We start from the raw sequence: 19,391 nt of genomic DNA on the forward strand, positions 1-19,391 counted from the left end.
ACTGCTCGACCAGTTCGCCTAATGTAATGCCCGAAGTGCTCGACGCATTTGTGGCTGCGGAGCTTTTGAATTCTTCTTTAGGCATAGGAGGGGGAGCAGAGGGGACGCCAAGCACAAAATCGAGGCTGGGAATAGTAATGCCCAATTCAGTCGCGAGCCGCTGGAATTCTGCTCCGACTTCCTTGAACCTATCTAGCTTTGCTCGCTGTTCCAGCAAACGCGCCTCTTGCTCGGCGATAATTTGCTGAAGACTTTTCCCGGATTCTGCGTTCATCCCAATAGCATAGGCAATAAGGGGTTGTCCGGAGACCGCACCTATGCTATCGAGGGGTTCTCACGCCGACCTCTTCGCTTCGATGCGGTCTCCGGCTCCGTCTCACGACAAGCTGGATTGCTCATCGCTCGAAGGTCGTCAAACCAAAACCCTCATGCGGGACCCCCGCGTGAGGGTTTTGCGCATTCAGGCACAGCAAAACCAATAAGGCATGATGGCACCCCTCGTCAAGATGGTGCAGGTCGTGGTGTCTTTCCCAACTAAAGAAAGAGCACTATTTGGACCACCTCTTCTTCGCCGCTTTTTTGGCAATTGCCTTGCGTTTAGCTGGACTTAGCGCAGCCGCGCGGGCCTTGCCGCCTAGCTTTCCAAGCATTGCTGCGGCAGACTTCTTGTCCAACTCTTCCACAACCTCTTCCGTCGCGATCCTCCCAACGAGGAATGCACTCTGAATCGAATCAGCGGGGCGCTTCTCGCCTTTAGGGCCTCTAGGCATTGAAGTGCTCGCAGCCGTCTTTCTTATTTCCGCAGTGGCGCCCGGTATCGCAGCTTGAGCAATTGCATCTGCAAGGGCCGCCAGCAGCCATTACTGGCTCGCAACGGAAATTCTCGGACTTATTGGATTTCTGCATTCTAAACCCTCATGCTTTGCGCTAAGCATAGCACATTTCATTGGTTGGAGGGGAATTGAATGAGTATTCCAAGCCAGCATTCCATTTTGCAGGCGATTGAGGAATTCAAGCGCGTAAAGGAAGGCGAGTTCCTAAAACGGCACTCAAGCGGCGCCCGCCCTCGCAAGGTTTATCTGAATTACGGCGGTGAGAGATTCCCGCTTAAGGCAATCTGGGCGGCGGCGCACCAGCCACCAGTTCACACGCGAATATTCACAACCAACGTCGCCAAGGCCGGCTTCCGAAAGCTGGGGTTCCGAGACTTTTGGCCGCCCGAAAATTCAAACTGAGACACTACCGGTTGTCGGCCTCTGCTCCACAAGCAGTCCACCGGGATGTTCACCGGCTTTTCCCCTCATGCGACATCAGATCTGACCACCGTCGACCCACAGTTTCTCAACAGACCTGTCCTCAGCTTGCCGCGCCCTGGCCGTGGTGCCTGATGCGCGGTCCGCGTCAGGCAAACAGCGCGCGATGGTCGGCCAGGACGGCCCGCGCGGCGTTGTGGCCGGGCGCACCGGTGACCCCGCCGCCGGGATGGGCGCCGGAACCGCAATGGTAGAGACCGCGGAGCGGTCCGCGGTAGTCGGCATGGCCGAGCATGGGGCGCGCCGAGAACAACTGGTTCAGCGTCAGCGCACCGTGAAAGATGTCGCCGCCGAGGAGGCCGAATTGCCGTTCGAGGTCGAGCGGCGACAGGATCTGGCGGCCGATGACGGAGCCCGCAAATCCGGGCGCATACCGGTCGACGGTTGCGATCATCAGGTCGGCGACCTCGTCGCGATGGTCGTCCCACGATTTGCCGCCGGGCAGTTGCGGCGCGACATGCTGGCAGAACAGGCTCGCGACATGCTGGCCCGGCGGGCTCAAACTGTCGTCGAGCGTCGAGGGGATCAGCACCTCGACGACGGGCGCGCGGCTCCAGCCGAAGTCGCGCGCGTCGCGCCAGGCACGATCCATGTAGCCGAGGCTGGGCGCGATGATGATGCCCGCGGTGAGATGATCGCCGGGGCCCGGCAGCGCGGTGAACGAGGGCAGGGCGCTCAGCGCCACGTTCATCCTGAAGGTGCCGGACCCGTTCTGCCATCGCGAGATGCGCGTGCGGAATTCGTCCGCCAATGCGCCCGCCGGCACCAGGCGCGTATAGAGCAGCTTCGGGTTGACGTTGGAGACGACATATTTGGCGCGGACCGTCGCGCCATTGTCGAGGATGATGCCAGTGGCGCGATCCTTCTCGACGATCACCTCGCGGACGGGCGCATCGGTTTCGATCTCGACGCCATGGCTGCGTGCGGCACGCGCCATCGCTTGGGTGATCGCGCCCATACCGCCGATCGCGTGGCCCCAGACCCCTTTCTTGCCGTTCACCTCGCCGAACGCATGATGCAGCATCACATAGGCCGAGCCGGCCGCGTAGGGGCTCGCATAGTTGCCGACGATGGCGTCGAAGCCGAACAGCGCCTTGACGAGATCGTTTTCGAAACGCTCGTCGAGCATCGCGCCGGCCGAGCGCGTGAACAGGTCGAGCAGGTTGCGCTGCTGCTCGAGCGACAACCGCCGCAGGATGTTGGCGGTGCCGAGCGCGTTGAAGGCCTCCCTCATTGCGCCGATGCCAAACCCCTCGACGAGGTTCGGCGGCGCGCGCAGCACGAATTGCCGCAGCGCGTCGGCGATGGCTTCAAGTTCCCCCGAGAACTCGCCAATGGTGGCCGCGTCCCGCTGGCTGAGCTTTGCGACCGACTGCTGGGTGCGGCCTTCGCCGGTCAAGAGGTAGCTGCCGTCGGGCGCGGGAAGGAAGTTCTGTGCGCGACGCTCGACGATCTCAAGGCCGTGATCGGCAAGTTTCAGGTCTGCGATGATCTGCGGGTTGAGCAGGCTCACCGTGTAGGCGGCGACCGAATTGCGGAAGCCCGGACAAAACTCTTCGGTGACGGCGGCGCCGCCGACCACCTTGCGGCGCTCGACGATCCTGACCTTCAATCCGGCCATCGCGAGATAGGCCGCACAAGTGAGGCCGTTGTGCCCCGCACCGATAATGACGGCATCAACTTCATGATTGGACATGGCGCTTCTATAGGCCGAATGTCCGCATCTCACCACTGTCGGCCGCGGCGGGTCACAAATCCGTACCGATCCCGATACGATAGTCCGGCCGCGATTGCGCGGAACGTGGGCCGCCGGCCGGGCGCCGAGTGCGCCTCGTTGGTTGTTGCCGCCAAGCAGTGGAGTGCAAAATGCCGTTTGTCTTTGATCAAACTGAAGTCGAGTGGCCCGACGACGAATCCGATCCGCCGCCGCCGCGCGCAAATCAGTTCGTTTACCTGCCGCCGCCCGAATTCGGCGGAGTGCGGGAGCCGGTCCATTTCACACTCGACATTCCGCCCGAGCCGCCGGTGCCCGGACCGGTCATGCCGGCGATCAAGCAGCCGAGCCTTTGGGATCGCTTGTGGGGCCGGCGACTGCCAACCGCGCAGGTGACGCCGGCAGTCAAAGCCGCCGCGGAGGCGTGGGCTGCCCGCGAGGTGTTCACCCGCCAGCGGCTGATCGCGATAACCGTACCGGCACTGCGTGAGCTCGGCGTGCAACGACTCTATTGTCGCTACGACGGCGGCAACGACGAGGGGTTTGCCTGGCTCGACAGCGCGACGCTCCACGATGGCACGCGTGTCGACGCTGATGCGCTCGCACAGCGGCTGACCGAGCAACGATTTCTTGACCGGCTGGCTGCCGGGGGCGTGATGAACCGGATCGATAGCACCAGCGAACGCGACCAGATCGCATCCTTTGTTCGCGACTGGATGTGTACGGAGTGGGCGACCTTGCTGCTTGGTCGCGGTTACGGCACCGGCGAATACGTCATGTACGGCGCCTTCGTCGTCGATCTCGACGCGTGCAGCGTGGTCGACGATCCCAGAGCCGATCCGGTTACGAGCAATATCGAGATCGCGAGGTAGCCTGCGATGGCGCATCCCTATCATCATGCGGTCCGTTCCGCGCGCTTGTTCGGCGGAACGCCCGAAGACTATCTCGCGATCCACGACTGGTTCGATGAGAGCAAGGCGCATCTCGCCGACGTGCGTCACCGCGCGCTGCGCCACCACAGCGAAGGTATCTTCCTGTGCGAGGCGATCTTCGGCGCGACGTTGACGAACAGCGCCGGCAAGCAGGTGCCGGTGCGGACGGTCGGCGAGCAGCACGTCAAGGACGATCTCGGCTGGATCCCCTCGGTCAAGGATTGGTTGCAGCACATCGAGCTGCAGCCGTGGATGGGGCGGACGCCGTTCCGGCCACAAATGGAAACATCCGCATCGGCCGCGAGTGCGGAACACGAGGCCAGTGACATCAGGATGACGTGAACGGTTCAGGCAATCCGGTGCGCGTGTTGCCCGCTGCCTGGCGCTATGATTCAATGTAATGCATGTGCCCGGTGTTGATCTGCCGGATCGTGACCGGGAGTATTCATGACGTCTGAGCCGTCCGCATCGCGAAACCGGCTGGTGCTGGTTGTCTACACCGCGGCGATCTTCGTCAGTGCCCTGTTGCTGTTCTCGGTGCAGCCGCTGTTCACCAAGATGGTGCTGCCGCGGCTCGGCGGCTCGCCTGCGGTGTGGTCAGTGGCGATGGTGTTCTTCCAGTCGCTGCTGCTCGGCGGCTACGCCTATGCACATCTGTTGATGAAGCTGAACAGCCGCGTCGTTCCGGTCGCGGTGCATCTGGTGCTGCTCGTCGTCGCGCTGCTGACCTTGCCGCTGACGATCAGGAGCGGCTGGGGCGAGCCGCCGACCTCGGGCTATGCGGTCTGGCTGCTCGGCCTGTTCGCGGTCTCGATCGGCCTGCCGTTCTTCGCGCTCGCCGCCAACAATCCGCTGCTGCAGGCCTGGTTCGTGCGCACCGGCCACCGCAGCGGGCCCGACCCGTATTTCCTCTATGCGTCCTCGAACATCGGCAGTTTCCTGGCGCTGCTGTCCTATCCGGTGCTGCTCGAGCCGATGTTCACATTGCGCACCCAGAACCTGATCTGGACCTGTGGCTATGGGCTGCTGATCGTTCTGATCGCGGGTTGCGGCGTGTTGCTGTTGCGGTCGCCGGCCAGTGCCGCCGCACTCAATATGCAGGTCGACGATGCCAACGCTCCGGCGCCGTCCTGGGGTTTGCGCGCGCGCTGGATCTTCCTCGCCGCGGTGCCGTCCGGCCTTTTGATCGCGGTGACGGCGCATATCTCGACCGATGTCGCTGCTGCACCCTTGCTGTGGGTGCTGCCGCTGTCGCTGTATTTGTTGACCTGGGTGCTGGTGTTCCAGTCGCGGCCGCTGCTGCCGCACAAATGGATGCTGCTGGCGCAGCCGCTGGCGATTGCCGGCGTCGTGATCCTGCTCGCGTTCGGCGGCGAGCAGAACCTGCTGCTGACGCTCGGCGGCCATCAGCTCTGCTTCTTCATCATCGCGATGGCCTGCCATGGTGAACTCGCGCGCACTCGACCCGCCGCGAAATACCTCACCGGCTTCTACGTCGCGCTGTCGTTCGGCGGCATGGTCGGCGGCCTGTTTGCAGGCCTGATCGCGCCGCTCACCTTCTCATGGATCGCCGAATATCCGATCCTGCTGGCGCTCGCGGCGCTGTGCCGTCCGCCCGGCGGCGCGGAGCGGCTGCCGCGCTGGAGCGCCTGGTACTGGCCGGTCCTTGCGGTGCTGGCGGTGGCGTTGATCGCGCCGAGCTATTCGGCCGGCGACATCTTCAGCTGGTTCGCCGACCACCGGGTGTGGGTGATCGGCGCCGTCGGCGTGCTCTCGGCGCTGCTCGCGCTCGCCCTGAATGCCAATCGCTGGAAGATCTTCGCCACCGTCGTCGTCGCGCTGGTGGTGCTGCGCGCCTATCCGTCCGACGATGGCCGCGTCGAAACCGTGCGCAGCTTCTTCGGCGTGCACAAGATCGTGGTGACCCCGAACGGGCAGTATCACGTGCTGATGCACGGCACCACGATCCACGGCGCCGAGAAGTTCAAGAACGACGACGGCACCCCGGTCACCGGAAAGCCCGAGCCGATCAGTTACTATTACAAGGACGGCGGCATCGGGCGGGCGATCACTGCAATCCGCGCGCGCAAGGGCGCGCCGCTGAAAGTCGCTGTGATCGGGCTCGGCTCGGGGACGCTGACCTGCGCCGCGGTGCCCGGCGAGGACTGGCGATTCTTCGAGATCGACCAGTCGATGGTCGAAACCGCGCGCGATCCGAAATATTTCACTTACATCCAGAGCTGCGAGCCCAATCTGAAGCCTGTCATCGGCGACGCGCGGCTGACCTTCGCCAAGGAGCCGGACGGCGCCTACGATCTCATCATTGTCGATGCCTATTCGTCGGATGCGATCCCGATCCATCTCGCGACCGCGGAGGCGATGGCGATCTACAAGGAGAAGCTGGCGCCGCAGGGCGCGGTCGTGATGCACGTCTCCAACCGGCATCTCGAACTTGCCAGCGTCGTGGTCGGCATTGCCGACGCCAACGACATGAAGAGCTGGGTCTACAGCGAGGATTCCGGCCGCGACAACGAGTACATCTTCTCGACCTCGGTCGTGGTCTCCGCCCGCGAGGATGCCGATGTCGGCAAGCTCGCGTCATCAGACGTCTGGATCGAGACCGATGCCAACGAGAAGCAACGGGTCTGGACCGACGATTATTCCAACGTGCTGGGTGCGGTCTATCGGCGCCTGCGCGACGGCGAGCAGTAGGTCTGATCGGACCGACTAGCCGTCCACTATTAGCAGCTTCGCGATCTGCGGCTTGACGATTGCGGCAAACACTGCGGGATCGTCGAACGCCCTCGCGGAGAGCATTGCTCCGTGAACCGATGCCATCAGCATCTGGGCCTCCTCTTCCGGTCGCTTGTCCAGCCGGAGCAGGCGCTGTTCTGCGCCGGCCTGCAGCACCGAGGTGAGCCATGCCGCGAGATGATGGAAATGGGCGCGGACGCGTGAGGCGACTTGTTCCGGCAACATCGGCATCTCGCCGGCAAGCATCGCACAGACGCAGAAGGGCAGTGACCCATCTCGAATGCACGCCTGCCAGAAGTTCACGTAAGACTGCAACTGGTCGGCCGGATTTGCGGACCACTCTCGAAGCGACTTCAGGCCCTGCTCAGTCTGCTGCCGGTAGCGATCAACCAGCGCCGAAACCAGCTCGGCCTTGGTCGGGAAGTGATGGTGGATGCTCGCCTTCCTGATGCCGATCGCATCCGAGATGTCGGCATAGCTGAAGCCGTTGTAGCCCCCCGCAACGATGAGGGACTGCGCGACATCGAGAATTTTTTCAGAAGTCGAAATCATCACATTCATGTCAGGCCTACCTTCCAGTAGGTAAATTGCCGAGATGTTTCAAGACTTTCACCTCACAGGGGGACGTGTCTGGCGCCGATTGACTTGATTTCAGTGGCTACCTACTAGTAGGAAGGTAAGCAAGGAGTCTGTCAATGCAAAGCCACTTCTGGACCCAATCCACCTGGTTGCGATTCTATTATCTCGGGCGCGCCGTATTCTCGATCGCCTGGGTTGCCGCCGCCGTCCTTTTCAGCGGGCAAGCCGGCCCGGCTGCGTTTCTGCTCGTGATCTATCCGGCATGGGACGGCGTCGCCAATCTGGCCGACGCGCGGGTCAATGGCGGGCTGATCGCCAATCCATCGCAGGCATTGAATGTCGCGGTCAGCGCAATCACCACGGTCGTCGTAATCGTGGCGATCGGCCACAGCAGCTACGCCGTTCTCGCCGTGTTCGGGGTTTGGGCGATCCTTGCGGGCGTGCTGCAATTGGTCACCGGCGCCAAGCGCTGGCGCGATTATGGCGCGCAATGGGCGATGATCCTGAGCGGCGCGCAGTCGGCGCTCGCCGGCGGCTACATGATCAGCCGGTCGATCGGCACCGTCGCGCCGACGATTCTGGACGTCGCTCCCTATGCGGGATTCGGTGCGTTCTATTTCCTGCTTTCGGCGATCTGGCTCGTTGCCAGGGCTCATCGCAGCGCGCGTGCGTAAGTGCTGCCCGGCAGCACCGGAGAACGCACGTCGGCGTCTACGCGATCGCTATTTCTTCTCCGGTGTCGCGGCCGCGGAGGCGGGTGTCGAGGCGGCTAGCAGCGGCATGGTCGGCGTGCTCTCGCCGGTGTCCTCGTCGAGGAACTGCTCCACTCCGGCCTGGATCGACGACTTCGCGCTCTCGGGGCCGCGATCGCTGAGGTCGTTGTGCTGGAATTCGGTTCTGACCACCTTGATGCCGAGCCGGGCGCAGGTCTCCTCGTCAGGCACGACGCCCGGATCGGCCTTGAACACCGGGTCTCTGGAACGGAACGAGAGGATCTTGATCTTGCTGTCGGTGATGAAGGGGACGCGCAGATTGTCCAGCGTCACGACCTTCTTGACCAGATCAGGATGCTGCTTGGCGAAGAACATCGAGATGTCGCCGCCGTTGGAGTGACCGATCAGCGTCAGCGCGCGATAGTTTGCGTTCGGATAGAGCTTCTTGAGCTCGTCGATCGCATACATGATGTTGAAGACGCCGCGATTGTACTGCATGCGGCGCCCGACATATTCCTCGCCGACCTTGGTCACCATCGGCGCATCGGTGTCGAGATCGTGCTGAATGCTGACCACGAGGTAGCCGCGTGACGCGAACACGTTGGTGAGGAACGAATACTCGGTGTTCTTGACGGTGTTGCCGTGGCTCAAGATCGCGACCGGCAGCTCGATCATCTCGGCCATGGCCTGCATTTGCCGGTCGCGGCGGACCGCGACCTCGACCGTGACGTTGCGGTCGTCGCGCAGCACGTCATGGAACGTCAGCGTGGTGTGGCTGATGGCCCATCGGTCCGTCGTGAAATAGCCGGCCATCGCCACGATGCACAGGCAAAGGACAACGAAGCCCCGTTTCATTTTGACCTCTGATACTGCCTACGTGACCCGCGCTTCTCGCCCTGATTCACCGGGCATTCCGCTTGAATCGGCCTTCCAAGGCCAGGGCGGGCGCTATTGCCGCCGAATATCGGGCTAATTTTACAATCAGATGACGATGCGACGACCGGCCACGGCGCATGACGTCGCGTGCCCTTCAAGACGGTCACAAGCGGGTGAGGAGGCTTCGGGACCCGGCGGCGCGCGATGACGGCGCCGCCGGCGGCTCAGGCGCGCGTCTCAGTCCTGATAGTTGTTGCCGTAGAAGTCGCGCTGCCGCGGGTAGTACGGCCTCGGCTGATAATAGCCTTGCGGCGCCGCCGCGTAGCCCTGGTTGCCGTAGTACTGCTGCTGGCCATAGGCCTGCGCGTCGTAGACGCGGCGGCTTGACGGCGGCGCCGGGTAGCGCTGCGCGGTGGAGCTGCCGTCGGCCGGATAGATGTAGCCGTCGTCGGCGCGGGCTTGCGCCGGATATTCGCGCGGCTGCGGTGTCAGCACGACAGGGTCGCCGGCGGCGGCGGTGCCGTACTGTCCGTCATATTGCTGTGGCGCAGAGCGGGCGACGGCGGTGCCGTTGCGCCCGCGCGGATTGCGCGCCAGCGCGACCTGGGACGAGCCGGTCAGCGTCACGGTGGTGTTGAGCACGCCTTCCTTCTGGACCAGCGCGTAGAGCGTCGTTGCGTTGTCGCGCGACAGCCGCACGCAGCCATGCGAGGCCGGCGTGCCCAAGCGGTTCACCGAGTCGGTGCCATGAATCGCGTGCCCGATCTTGGTGAAGAAGATCGAATGCGGCATCGGCGCGTCGTCGAATTCCTTGGAGTAGTGATCCTCTTCCATCCGGAAGGCGCGGAAGCTGCCGTTCGGCGTTTCGCGCGACGGGATCCCGGTCGAGACCGGCCAGTGATAGCGCGCGACGCCGTCGACCGCGACGGTCATCTGCTGGTTGTCCTTGTCGATGGTGATATCGACCTTGGCCTGCGCGACGCCGGCCGTGAAAAGCATCACGGAAGTGAAAGCAATGAGGAACGAACGCATTTTACCTTTGGCCTCCAGGCCTGTCGCAGCAGCGGCTCTCCGTCCCCGCAACCAATATGCACAGAATCCGAATTTGGTTCCAGTCGCGGACCCGACGCATCGTTAATCCCGCGCGCGGCGCAAACAAGGCCGAAGGCAGGCCTGCCCGTCACGACAGGCTGACATTTTCGCGAGCAGCCGCGACCACGGCCCCAATTGGTCGCCGACACGCAACTATTTGGCCGCATGAGCGTTTCACAATCCCGCCCAGCGGCGCGTTCGCGTCGCGCATCAAGGAATCCAGATGAACAACACCAAGGTTAAGACCGCGGCCGTCGCCCCAGCCGGCCTCTCCGCGCGGCTCGCGCTTGCGGCCGCAGGCCTCGCTTTGGCACTGGTGGCAGTGCCCCACGCGGGCCATGCCCAGGGTATCGTCCGCGGGGCGCATGAAGGCGCCTATGAGGGCAACCGGGTCGCCGGTCCGGTGGGCGGCGTCGTTGGCGGTGCCGTCGGCGCCGGTGTCGGTGGCGCCATGGGTGCGGTCAAAGGCGTGTTCGGCATCCCGGATCGCGGCTACCGCCGGGGCCACCGCTGCCGCGGTTATTATCGCCACGGCCATTTCCACTGCTATTGATGAGGAAAGAACCTGTAGCCCGGATGGAGCGAAGCGAAATCCGGGTTCTGCAGGCTTGGCGATAAAGCCCCGGATTGCGCTTCGCTCCATCCGGGCTACTGAAGTCTATTCAGTTCTTCAGCCGATATCCGGTCCGGAAGATCCACGCCACGATCACCATGCAGGCGACCAGAAAGGCCGCGGTCATGCCGAGGCTGAGCCCGACGCTGACGTCGGCGATCTCGTAGAAGCTCCAACGGAAGCCGGAGATCAGATAGACCACCGGGTTGAACAGCGTGATGGTGCGCCAGCCCGACGGCAGCATGTTCACCGAATAGAAGCTGCCGCCGAGGAAGGTGAGCGGCGTCACCACCAGCATCGGGATCATCTGCAGCTTCTCGAAGCCGTCGGCCCAGATGCCGATGATGAAGCCGAACAGGCTGAAGGTGACCGCCGTCAGCACCAGGAAGGTCAGCATCCACACCGGATGCTGGATGTGCAGAGGTACGAAGAGCCCGGCGGTCGCCAGGATGATCAGGCCCAGGATGATCGACTTGGTGGCGGCGGCGCCGACATAGCCGATGACGATCTCGAAATAGGAGATCGGCGCCGACAGGATCTCGTAGATCGTGCCGGCGAATTTCGGGAAGTAGATGCCGAACGAGGCATTCGAGATGCTCTGGGTCAAGACCGACAGCATCACGAGGCCCGGCACGATGAAGGTGCCGTAGCTGACGCCCTCGACCTCGGTGATGCGCGAGCCGATCGCCGCGCCGAACACCACGAAATACAGCGAGGTCGAGACGACGGGCGAGACGATGCTCTGCAGCAGCGTGCGCCAGGTGCGCGCCATTTCGAACAGATAGATGGCCCGGATTGCGCGGTAGTTCATGGCGCCCTCACGAGGCTGACGAAGATGTCCTCAAGCGAGGATTGCCTGGTATCGAGATCGGAGATTCGGATGCCGGCATTACGGAGATCGTTGAGCAGGCTGGTGATCCCGGTGCGATCGCCCTTGGTGTCGTAGTCGTAGGTCACCGCATGGCCGTCGTCGGATAGTTCGAGGCTGTAGGCGGCAAGCGCAGGCGGAACGGCATCGAGCTTGTTCTGCAATTGCAGCGTCAGCTGCTTCTTGCCGAGCTTCTGCATCAAGGTCGCCTTGTCCTCGATCAGGATGATCTCGCCCTTGTTGATGACGCCGATGCGGTCGGCCATCTCCTCGGCTTCCTCGATGTAGTGCGTGGTCAGGATGATGGTGACGCCGGCAGCCTGCAGCGTGCGGACCACTTCCCACATGCCTTTGCGCAACTCGACGTCGACGCCGGCAGTCGGTTCGTCGAGGAACAGGATCTGCGGTTCGTGCGATAGTGCTTTCGCGATCATCACGCGGCGCTTCATGCCGCCTGACAGCGTGATGATCTTGTTGTCCTTCTTGTCCCACAGCGACAGGTCCTTCAGCACCTTCTCGATGTGGTCGGGGTTCTTCGGCTTGCCGAACAGGCCGCGGCTGAAGCTGACGGTCGCCCAGACCGACTCGAACGCGTCGGTGTGCAGTTCCTGCGGAACCAGCCCGATCATCGACCGCGCCGCGCGATAATCCCTGATGATATCGTGGCCGCCGATCGAAATGCGGCCCTCGCTCGGATTGGCGATGCCGCAGATAATGCTGATCAGCGTGGTCTTGCCGGCGCCGTTCGGTCCGAGCAGCGCGAAAATCTCACCTTTGACGATATCGAGATTGATGCCCTTCAGCGCCTTGAAGCCGGAGCCATAGGTCTTTGAAAGATTGGATACGGAAATGATCGGCGACATCGGAGATCGGAAGCGTGAGGGAAGGGCGCGCGCGGATTGGGGCCCGGGCGAGGGCGTGATGCGGGTTCAGCCCAGATAAGAACGCATATTCCGTTCTGCAATCACCCGCTGAGGCAGAAAATTCGTTCTGCGGTGTGGCGGAAAGGCCGCGCTAATGCCGCTTCGCCGGTTTTGCCGGCTTCTTGGCGGCCGCCGCCGGGGCGGGGTGTGCGGGCGGCTCGTCGGCGACCTTCGCGACCAGCAGGATCTGCACCTGGTTGTTGGCCGGCGCGTTGAGGCGGGTGGGATCGAGCAATTGCTCCTCGCCGAGCCCGACCGACTGCAGGCGCTTGGGCGCGATCTTGAAGGTGTTGACCAGGATGTCGCGGATCGCGTCGGCGCGCCGCTGGCTCAGGATCACGTTGTTCTCGCGCCGCCCGGTCGATTCGATGTGACCGACGATCAGGAAGGTGTACGGCAGCAGCGAGGAGTGGGTCAGCGCATCGGCGATGCGCCCGACGGTCTGGTAGGAATCCGGCAGCACGATCGGCGTGTCGACGTCGAACGCGATGTCGGCATTGAATGCCGGCAGGTTGTTCAGGTCGGGCGCGATCGGCGGCCGCTTCGAGGGCGGCGGCTCGTTCTTCGATCGCGACCGCGATCGTTCGAGCACCTGCTGGCGCAACGCGGGGACGTCGATCTCGGCGGCCGTCTCGAAATGGTTCAACTTGGCGATGACGTCATCGCGCGTGATGGCGGTCTGCGCATGCGCCGGCGCGAGCGGCATCGCCAGCAAGACCAGCGTGCCCAGCAGGCCGAGATCGCGCAAGCCTCGGCGCATCATTGATACCCCGCGTCATTGATCGCCTGGGCGCAATTGCGGCTGAGGCCCTTGGCGCCGACGAGGCAGGGCACCGATTTGCTGGTCTCCTTGGTCGAGCCGCCGCACACCTTGACGATCTCGCGGGTGCAGGCATTGGCAACCGTCACGCGCGCCGCGATCCGCTTCTGGATCGCATCGAGGGTGGAGAAGTAGCTTTCCTTGCACGTCGGCGAGATCACGTCGCGGTTGCGCGACAGGCACTCCTTGAGGCGGTTGGAGTCCAGATTGACGCCGCGGCAGTTGGCGGTGATGTCGGCGCCGCAGGCCTTGGCAAGTGCGGCTGCCGAATCGCCAAAGCTGATCGTCTCCGCGACCGCCAGCGACGGCGCAGTGAGCGCGACGACAAAAAGGAAAAACCCACCCCGGACCATGGAGCCATCTCAACCCATGAATTCAACTGGGGTCAAGGGCTACGAACAGAGAAGGCCGTTCTGTCACGCCCGCTCCACAAAGCTGTCGACCACCTTCTTCTCGCCGGCCTTTTCGAAAGCGATGGTCAGCTTGTTGCCGTCGATCTTCACCACATGGCCGTAGCCGAATTTCTGGTGAAACACCCGATCGTCCAGCGAAAATTCCGACGTCGTGCCGGTGGACTTCGCCACCAGCTCGCCCTCGATCACCATCGGACCGCGCTTGGTGCGACTGAAGCTGTCGGAGGAAAACGAGGATTGCCGCTCCTCGAAGCCGCCGCCGCTACGGCCCCCGCCACCACGGCCGCGGTTGGCCTGGGCGCGCTGCCAGCCCGGGGTCGAATAGCTCGAGCCGAATGATTCGAGGTTGTCGAAGCGCGAGGCGCCATAGCCGCCGCTGCCGCCCCAGCCCGATCCACCCTTGGATTCGGTGATCTCGACATTGTGCGCCGGCAGCTCGTCGAGGAAGCGCGACGGAATCGTGGTCGACCAGGTGCCATGGATGCGACGGTTGGTCGCGAAGTAGATCTTGGCGCGGCGGCGGGCACGGGTCAGCCCGACATGGGCGAGGCGGCGCTCTTCCTCAAGCCCGGCGCGACCCTGTTCGTCCAGCGTGCGCTGGCTCGGGAACAGGCCTTCCTCCCAGCCCGGCAGGAACACGTTGTCGAATTCGAGGCCCTTCGCCGAATGCAGCGTCATCAGCGACACAGCTTCGTCGCCGGCATCGCCGTCGCGGTCCATCACCAGCGAGATATGTTCGAGAAACCCTTGCAGGTTCTCGAATTCCTCCATCGACCGCACCAGTTCCTTGAGGTTGTCGAGCCGGCCCGCGGCGTCGGCCGAGCGGTCCTTCTGCCACATCTCGGTGTAGCCGCTCTCGTCGAGCACGATCTCGGCGAGCTCGGTGTGAGACGTGACCTCGCGCTGGGCGCGCCAGCGGTCGAACTGCATCACGAGATCGCGCAAGCTCCCACGCGCCTTCGGCTTCAACTCGTCGGTCTCGACCACGGCGCGCGCCGCCTCGAACAGCGGAATGCGGCGCTTGCGGGCGTGGTCGTGCAGCAGCTGCACGGTGGCATCGCCGAGGCCGCGCTTCGGCACGTTGACGATCCGCTCGAAGGCGAGATCGTCGGCCGGCGAATTGATGGTGCGCAAATACGCCAGCGCATCGCGGATTTCGGCGCGCTCGTAGAACCGGGGGCCGCCGATCACGCGGTAGGGCAGGCCGAGCGTGACGAAGCGGTCCTCGAACTCGCGCATCTGGAACGAGGCGCGGACCAGGATGGCGACGTCGTTGAGATTCTCGCCGGCGCGCTGCAGCTCCTCGAGCTCCTCGCCGATCGCGCGCGCTTCCTCTTCCGAATCCCAGGAGCCGGTGACGGTGACCTTCTCGCCGTCGACATCCTCGGTGCGCAGCGTTTTGCCGAGCCGCCCTTCATTGTGCGCGATCAGGTGCGAGGCCGCGGCCAGGATGTGGCCGGTGGAGCGGTAATTGCGCTCGAGGCGGATCACCTTGGCGCCGGGGAAATCGTGCTCGAAGCGCAGGATGTTGTCGACCTCAGCGCCGCGCCAGCCGTAGATCGACTGGTCGTCGTCGCCGACGCAGCAGATGTTTCGCGGCGGAGCCTGCTCCCTCGCCCCGCTTGCGGGGAGAGGGTCGGGGTGAGGGGGAGTCTCCACGAGCTCGGTGTGCGGAGAGTCCCCCTCACCCGACGCACTATGTGCGTCGACCTCTCCCCGCAAGCGGGGCGAGGTAAGGTCGCCCGGAATGACGTCGGCGAGCGCGCGGCCCGGCCGCGACGGCGCCTGCGACAAGAGCCGCAGCCACAGATATTGCGCGACGTTGGTGTCTTGGTACTCGTCGACCAGGATGAACTTGAAGCGGTTCTGGTATTGCCGCAGCACGTCGGGATTTTCGCGGAACAGCCTGATGTTCTCGAGCAGCAGGTCGCCGAAATCGGCGGCGTTGAGGATCTTCAGCCGTTCCTGATAGGTCGCGTAGATCTTGCCCCCCTTGCCGTTGCCGAACGAGGCGGCTTCGCCCGCCGGCACCTGCGACGGCGACAGCCCGCGATTCTTCCAGCTGTCGATCAGGCCGGCCAGCATCCGCGCCGGCCAGCGCTTGTCGTCGATGTTCTCGGCCTGCAGCAATTGCTTCAAAAGCCGGACCTGGTCGTCGACGTCGAGCACCGTGAAGTTGGATTTGAGCTGCACCAGCTCGGCGTGGATGCGCAGGATGCGGCCGCCGATCGAGTGGAAGGTGCCGAGCCACGGCATGCCCTCGACCGCCTGGCCGAGCATCTGGCCGAGCCGCAGCTTCATCTCGCGCGCCGCCTTGTTGGTGAATGTCACCGACAGGATCTCCTGCGGCCGCGCGCGGCCCTGGCTCAGGATATGCGCGATGCGCGTGGTCAGGACGCGCGTCTTGCCAGTGCCGGCGCCGGCGAGCACCAGCACGGGACCATCGAGCGTCTCGACCGCCTCGCGCTGCTCGGGGTTGAGGCCGTTGAGATATTGCGGACCGGCGGCCGCCCGCGCACGCGCGGCGATACCGCCAGCCACCGGCTGGTGCTCGGGAACGCCGTGATGGGGCAATTTGCTCGGCTCGGTCATTGGCGAATCGTCTCGGCCCCACGATGGCACCGTGGGACGGTGAAGGGGAGCCTTCTTAACAGGGATTGAAGGCCATATAGGGCCTGATCGGCCGTTTTGACAGGTTTTATCCCGCGCGGCGGGAACGGTTTGGGCAGCAGTCTACCGTGAGCTTGGTTCCTGAAATCGGCGAAAATTTCGCGGTTTCGGGCTCAGGAACCAGCGTTTCGCTGCTGGTTTGTTTCCTCAAGCTATGGCGCCGGGCGAGAGGCGGCGCGAGGAAACCAAGCAGAGGTTGGATCATGTTGAGCTGGGTCGTCACATTCCTGGTCATCGCCCTGATCGCGGGCATTTTGGGCTTTGGCGGCATCGCCGGCGCCTCGATCGAAATCGCCAAGGCGATCTTCTTCATCGCCGTTATCCTGTTCCTGGTGACGGCCGTGCTCGGATTGGTGCGCGGCCGTACAAGAGTCTAGCGGCGTAATTTACTTGGCCGAGGGCATCGCCACGTTGCGGCCGACGCCCTCGGGACGCGGCACGCCCGCATAGCTCTCGACGATGGCGCGGGTGCGGGCGCGGATGTCAGGCGGAAACGGCGCCACCTTGCGCGCCTCCATGTCGATGTGCAGCGTGAGGTTCTCCGAGGTCGCGGACAGCCAGCCCTCGGTGGCATGGCGCAGCTCCTCGAACGTGTGCAGCCGCTTCTCGTCGGCGCCGAGCAGGAACACCGAGACCTGCACGGGATCGCCCAGATGAATTTCCCGCAAGTAACGGACGTGGCACTCGGCGGTGAAGGTCGAGCAGCGCCGCGCCTTCATGTAGGCGGGCCCGATGCCGAGCTGCAGCCACATCTCGTCGATGGCGCGGTCGAACATCACATTGTAGTAGGCCATGTTGAGGTGGCCGTTATAGTCGATCCATTGCGGGTCGATCTGCATCACGGAAGATTTGAACGGGGCTGGTGGAAGCGGCATCTCGTTCGTGGCAGTCACTGACGTCATCTTCCATCCCCGGTTCGTTGGCGTGCGAGCATGAACTTTTCTGTGACTCCCGCGACCATTTTTTCAAGTCAGGCTCTCTTGACCCCTTATACAAGCTTTGCCACGGTCGGCTAAAGCCGGGAGGAAAATTGACGTGGCGACAACGATTTCGAGCAATGTGACGCGACCCGAGCCGCAGGCCCTGAAGAGCGCGATCGACGCGCTGGCGGCGCGGTTCGGCAACCGGCTCGTCACGTCGCAGGCGGTGCGCGAGCAGCACGCCCATACCACCACATGGCTGCCGAACCAGCCGCCGGACGCAGTCGTGATGGCGCAGGAAACCGCCGACATCCAGGACGTGGTGCGGATCTGCGCCGCCAACCGCGTGCCCGTCATCGCCTTCGGCACCGGAACCTCGCTCGAGGGCCAGGTCAACGCACCGGCGGGCGGCGTCTGCATCGATCTTCGCGACATGAACAAGGTGCTGGAGGTGCATGCCGAGGACCTCGACTGTGTGATCCAGCCCGGCGTGACGCGGAAGGCGCTGAACGAGCATCTGCGCGACCAGGGCCTGTTCTTCCCGATCGATCCCGGCGCCGACGCCTCGCTCGGCGGCATGACCTCGACCCGCGCTTCCGGCACCAACGCGGTGCGCTACGGCACCATGCGCGAGAACGTGCTGGCGCTGAAGGTGGTGCGCGGCGACGGCGAGATCATCACGACAGGCACGCGCGCCAAGAAGTCGTCGGCCGGCTACGACCTGACGCATCTGTTCGTCGGCGCCGAGGGCACGCTCGGCATCATTTCCGAGCTGACCATCCGCCTGCGCGGCATTCCCGACACGATCGCGGCCGCCGCCTGCTCGTTCGACACGGTGCGCGGCGCCTGCCAGGCCACCATCCTGGCGATCCAGACCGGCATCCCGGTCGCCCGGATCGAGCTGCTCAATGCCGCGCAGGTGAAGGCCTGCAACAGCTATTCCAAGCTGTCGCTGCCGGAGACGCCGCTGCTGCTGCTGGAATTCCACGGCAGCGAGGTCGAGGTCGCCGAGCAGTCGAAGAACTTCCGCGACATCGCCGCCGAATGCGGCGGTGGCGACTTCAGCTGGACCACCAAGCCGGAGGACCGCACCAAGCTGTGGCAGGCCCGGCATGACGCCTATTGGTCCGTCAAGGCGCTGCGCCCCGGCGACAGCATCGGCGTCGTCGCCACCGACGTCTGCGTGCCGATCTCGCGGTTGGCCGACTGCGTCACCGAGACCGAAGAGGATCTGCAGCGGCTCAATCTGCTGTCGCCGATCGTCGGCCATGTCGGCGACGGCAATTTCCACTGTTCGCTGCTCTGCGACGTCAACGACAAGGAGGAGATGGCGCGCGGCGAGGAGTTCATGCACCGCCTGGTCGAGCGCGCGCAGTCGATGGACGGCACCTGCACCGGCGAGCACGGCATCGGCCAGGGCAAGCAGAAATATCTGAAGGCCGAGCTCGGCCCCGAGGCGCTCGACGCGATGCGGGCGCTGAAGCGCGCGCTCGATCCGCAGAACATTTTCAATCCCGGAAAGATCGTTCCTGCGGCCTGAGCGTGCAGCACTTTCTTGCCCGGCGTGTGTGACGCAGTGTGATCACGGATTCTCGCTCCGGACGCGCTTTTCGCGCGGAACTGCCGGCTTGGTGTGACCCTAGCGCCATAGTTCAGCGCTTGCTTGGCGTCGCGCAGACTCTGCCATTCACAGGTTGCACCAGGGCCAGCTATGCTTGCCGCGCTTTCGGGTACGGCGATGTGGTTGTTCAACAAGGCCAAGCGCAAGGACATCTGGGACGATCCCGCTGAGCAGCCGCTCGGCGACATCGAGGCTGCGCACAGGATTCGTGCGATCTGCCGCGATGCGGCGGGCTGCGCCGAGGCGGTCGGCTCGCCCGACGAGCGTTCGCCGAAGCAGCAGCAGATCGAACGCGATCGCTACGAGCGCGCCGCCAAGGTCGCGATGGAGACCGCGATGAAGATCTCCGACGAACTGGTGCGCGATTCCGCGGTGCGCGAGATCGTCGGTCTCTGCATGAAGGCCAACAACATCAAGACGGGGCGGGCGCTGTTCCGCGCCATCCACGCGGGCTCGATCAAGGCGGAGGTCCTGAAGGAGCATCCGACGCTGGAGGGAGAGGCGGGATGAGGGGTCTGTAGCCCGGATGGAGCGCAGCGCAATCCGGGGTTCTGTCGCGTGTTGATAAAC

The 19,391-nt window shown here is 63.9% G+C and carries 20 protein-coding genes; 9 read left to right on the top strand and 11 right to left on the bottom strand.

Annotated features, from left to right (window positions below; translation table 11 throughout):
• On the bottom strand, positions 1 to 274 hold a 274-nt coding region (locus AC628_RS21575), incomplete at its 3' end, for a hypothetical protein (protein WP_143201729.1).
• A gap of 691 nt (positions 275 to 965) precedes the next feature.
• Between AC628_RS21575 and AC628_RS21585 the strand changes: the two genes are divergently transcribed.
• The gene (locus AC628_RS21585) at positions 966 to 1,235 is read left to right on the top strand and encodes a ScoMcrA-related endonuclease (protein WP_074128764.1); all 270 of its coding nucleotides are present in this window, start codon (positions 966 to 968) and stop codon (positions 1,233 to 1,235) included.
• 166 nt (positions 1,236 to 1,401) lie between these two features.
• Here AC628_RS21585 and AC628_RS21590 read toward each other — a convergent pair whose 3' ends face one another.
• A complete protein-coding gene (locus AC628_RS21590; protein WP_074128765.1) occupies positions 1,402 to 3,009 on the bottom strand; it encodes a phytoene desaturase family protein in 1,608 nt (535 codons plus the stop codon).
• 170 nt (positions 3,010 to 3,179) lie between these two features.
• Here AC628_RS21590 and AC628_RS21595 point away from each other — a divergent pair, with 170 nt between their 5' ends.
• The 3 genes from AC628_RS21595 to AC628_RS21605 all read left to right on the top strand — a co-directional run bounded on the left by AC628_RS21595 (position 3,180) and on the right by AC628_RS21605 (position 6,671).
• Entirely contained in the window at positions 3,180 to 3,899 is a 720-nt protein-coding gene (locus tag AC628_RS21595; RefSeq protein WP_074128766.1) for a hypothetical protein, read from the top strand.
• 6 nt (positions 3,900 to 3,905) lie between these two features.
• On the top strand, positions 3,906 to 4,301 hold the full coding sequence (locus AC628_RS21600) for a DUF6915 family protein (RefSeq protein ID WP_074128767.1): 396 nt from the start codon (positions 3,906 to 3,908) through the stop codon (positions 4,299 to 4,301).
• Positions 4,302 to 4,406: 105 nt separating this feature from the next.
• A complete protein-coding gene (locus AC628_RS21605; protein WP_074128768.1) occupies positions 4,407 to 6,671 on the top strand; it encodes a spermidine synthase in 2,265 nt (754 codons plus the stop codon).
• A 15-nt stretch (positions 6,672 to 6,686) separates the two neighbouring features.
• On the opposite strand, the gene AC628_RS21610 is transcribed toward AC628_RS21605, so the two are convergent.
• Positions 6,687 to 7,274, bottom strand: coding sequence for a TetR/AcrR family transcriptional regulator (locus tag AC628_RS21610; RefSeq protein WP_074128769.1), 588 nt, complete (start codon positions 7,272 to 7,274; stop codon positions 6,687 to 6,689).
• Positions 7,275 to 7,408: 134 nt separating this feature from the next.
• Between AC628_RS21610 and AC628_RS21615 the strand changes: the two genes are divergently transcribed.
• Positions 7,409 to 7,966, top strand: a complete 558-nt coding sequence (locus AC628_RS21615; RefSeq protein WP_074128770.1) for a DUF308 domain-containing protein — start codon at positions 7,409 to 7,411, stop codon at positions 7,964 to 7,966.
• A gap of 48 nt (positions 7,967 to 8,014) precedes the next feature.
• Here the strand turns inward: AC628_RS21615 and AC628_RS21620 are convergent, their stop codons facing one another.
• Both AC628_RS21620 and AC628_RS21625 read right to left on the bottom strand, forming a co-directional pair.
• Positions 8,015 to 8,860 (bottom strand): alpha/beta hydrolase, encoded by an 846-nt coding sequence (locus AC628_RS21620; protein ID WP_245321262.1) that lies wholly within the window; start codon positions 8,858 to 8,860, stop codon positions 8,015 to 8,017.
• 258 nt (positions 8,861 to 9,118) lie between these two features.
• On the bottom strand, positions 9,119 to 9,913 hold the full coding sequence (locus tag AC628_RS21625; RefSeq protein ID WP_074128772.1) for a L,D-transpeptidase: 795 nt from the start codon (positions 9,911 to 9,913) through the stop codon (positions 9,119 to 9,121).
• A gap of 283 nt (positions 9,914 to 10,196) precedes the next feature.
• Between AC628_RS21625 and AC628_RS21630 the strand changes: the two genes are divergently transcribed.
• Entirely contained in the window at positions 10,197 to 10,526 is a 330-nt protein-coding gene (locus AC628_RS21630; RefSeq protein WP_074128773.1) for a hypothetical protein, read from the top strand.
• Positions 10,527 to 10,635: 109 nt separating this feature from the next.
• Here the strand turns inward: AC628_RS21630 and AC628_RS21635 are convergent, their stop codons facing one another.
• The 5 genes from AC628_RS21635 to AC628_RS21655 form a co-directional block, all read right to left on the bottom strand.
• A complete protein-coding gene (locus tag AC628_RS21635; protein ID WP_074128774.1) occupies positions 10,636 to 11,397 on the bottom strand; it encodes an ABC transporter permease in 762 nt (253 codons plus the stop codon).
• Complete coding sequence (locus AC628_RS21640) at positions 11,394 to 12,317, bottom strand: ABC transporter ATP-binding protein (protein WP_074128775.1); 924 nt, start codon at positions 12,315 to 12,317, stop codon at positions 11,394 to 11,396. Before AC628_RS21640 ends, AC628_RS21635 begins: the two co-directional genes overlap by 4 nt.
• 151 nt (positions 12,318 to 12,468) lie before the next feature.
• Positions 12,469 to 13,140 (bottom strand): OmpA family protein, encoded by a 672-nt coding sequence (locus AC628_RS21645; RefSeq protein ID WP_074128776.1) that lies wholly within the window; start codon positions 13,138 to 13,140, stop codon positions 12,469 to 12,471.
• Complete coding sequence (locus AC628_RS21650; protein ID WP_074128777.1) at positions 13,137 to 13,550, bottom strand: hypothetical protein; 414 nt, start codon at positions 13,548 to 13,550, stop codon at positions 13,137 to 13,139. Before AC628_RS21650 ends, AC628_RS21645 begins: the two co-directional genes overlap by 4 nt.
• Positions 13,551 to 13,613: 63 nt before the next feature.
• A complete protein-coding gene (locus AC628_RS21655) occupies positions 13,614 to 16,202 on the bottom strand; it encodes an ATP-dependent helicase (RefSeq protein WP_074128778.1) in 2,589 nt (862 codons plus the stop codon).
• Positions 16,203 to 16,483: 281 nt separating this feature from the next.
• Between AC628_RS21655 and AC628_RS21660 the strand changes: the two genes are divergently transcribed.
• The gene (locus tag AC628_RS21660) at positions 16,484 to 16,657 is read left to right on the top strand and encodes a DUF1328 domain-containing protein (protein ID WP_074128779.1); all 174 of its coding nucleotides are present in this window, start codon (positions 16,484 to 16,486) and stop codon (positions 16,655 to 16,657) included.
• A gap of 9 nt (positions 16,658 to 16,666) precedes the next feature.
• Here the strand turns inward: AC628_RS21660 and AC628_RS21665 are convergent, their stop codons facing one another.
• Complete coding sequence (locus AC628_RS21665; RefSeq protein ID WP_074128791.1) at positions 16,667 to 17,155, bottom strand: thioesterase family protein; 489 nt, start codon at positions 17,153 to 17,155, stop codon at positions 16,667 to 16,669.
• 160 nt (positions 17,156 to 17,315) lie between these two features.
• On the opposite strand from AC628_RS21665, the gene AC628_RS21670 reads away from it, so the two are divergent.
• Together AC628_RS21670 and AC628_RS21675 are read left to right on the top strand one after the other, a co-directional pair.
• Positions 17,316 to 18,740, top strand: coding sequence for an FAD-binding oxidoreductase (locus AC628_RS21670; protein ID WP_074128780.1), 1,425 nt, complete (start codon positions 17,316 to 17,318; stop codon positions 18,738 to 18,740).
• A gap of 198 nt (positions 18,741 to 18,938) precedes the next feature.
• On the top strand, positions 18,939 to 19,331 hold the full coding sequence (locus AC628_RS21675) for a hypothetical protein (RefSeq protein ID WP_074128792.1): 393 nt from the start codon (positions 18,939 to 18,941) through the stop codon (positions 19,329 to 19,331).
• Positions 19,332 to 19,391 lie beyond the last annotated feature (60 nt).

It is taken from the genome of Bradyrhizobium sp. NAS96.2 (assembly GCF_001908235.1).
Classification (GTDB): domain Bacteria; phylum Pseudomonadota; class Alphaproteobacteria; order Rhizobiales; family Xanthobacteraceae; genus Bradyrhizobium.

Bases quoted from the DNA above. Each gene is read 5' to 3' on its own strand.
- AC628_RS21660 (WP_074128779.1), top strand. From the start codon at position 16,484: ATGTTGAGCTGGGTCGTCACATTCCTGGTCATCGCCCTGATCGCGGGC.
- AC628_RS21600 (WP_074128767.1), top strand. From the start codon at position 3,906: ATGGCGCATCCCTATCATCATGCGGTCCGTTCCGCGCGCTTGTTCGGC.
- AC628_RS21635 (WP_074128774.1), bottom strand. From the start codon at position 11,397: ATGAACTACCGCGCAATCCGGGCCATCTATCTGTTCGAAATGGCGCGC.
- AC628_RS21625 (WP_074128772.1), bottom strand. From the start codon at position 9,913: ATGCGTTCGTTCCTCATTGCTTTCACTTCCGTGATGCTTTTCACGGCC.
- AC628_RS21620 (WP_245321262.1), bottom strand. From the start codon at position 8,860: ATGAAACGGGGCTTCGTTGTCCTTTGCCTGTGCATCGTGGCGATGGCC.
- AC628_RS21630 (WP_074128773.1), top strand. From the start codon at position 10,197: ATGAACAACACCAAGGTTAAGACCGCGGCCGTCGCCCCAGCCGGCCTC.
- AC628_RS21585 (WP_074128764.1), top strand. From the start codon at position 966: ATGAGTATTCCAAGCCAGCATTCCATTTTGCAGGCGATTGAGGAATTC.
- AC628_RS21595 (WP_074128766.1), top strand. From the start codon at position 3,180: ATGCCGTTTGTCTTTGATCAAACTGAAGTCGAGTGGCCCGACGACGAA.
- AC628_RS21675 (WP_074128792.1), top strand. From the start codon at position 18,939: ATGTGGTTGTTCAACAAGGCCAAGCGCAAGGACATCTGGGACGATCCC.
- AC628_RS21650 (WP_074128777.1), bottom strand. From the start codon at position 13,550: ATGGTCCGGGGTGGGTTTTTCCTTTTTGTCGTCGCGCTCACTGCGCCG.
- AC628_RS21655 (WP_074128778.1), bottom strand. From the start codon at position 16,202: ATGACCGAGCCGAGCAAATTGCCCCATCACGGCGTTCCCGAGCACCAG.
- AC628_RS21590 (WP_074128765.1), bottom strand. From the start codon at position 3,009: ATGTCCAATCATGAAGTTGATGCCGTCATTATCGGTGCGGGGCACAAC.
- AC628_RS21605 (WP_074128768.1), top strand. From the start codon at position 4,407: ATGACGTCTGAGCCGTCCGCATCGCGAAACCGGCTGGTGCTGGTTGTC.
- AC628_RS21640 (WP_074128775.1), bottom strand. From the start codon at position 12,317: ATGTCGCCGATCATTTCCGTATCCAATCTTTCAAAGACCTATGGCTCC.
- AC628_RS21645 (WP_074128776.1), bottom strand. From the start codon at position 13,140: ATGATGCGCCGAGGCTTGCGCGATCTCGGCCTGCTGGGCACGCTGGTC.
- AC628_RS21610 (WP_074128769.1), bottom strand. From the start codon at position 7,274: ATGAATGTGATGATTTCGACTTCTGAAAAAATTCTCGATGTCGCGCAG.
- AC628_RS21615 (WP_074128770.1), top strand. From the start codon at position 7,409: ATGCAAAGCCACTTCTGGACCCAATCCACCTGGTTGCGATTCTATTAT.
- AC628_RS21665 (WP_074128791.1), bottom strand. From the start codon at position 17,155: ATGCCGCTTCCACCAGCCCCGTTCAAATCTTCCGTGATGCAGATCGAC.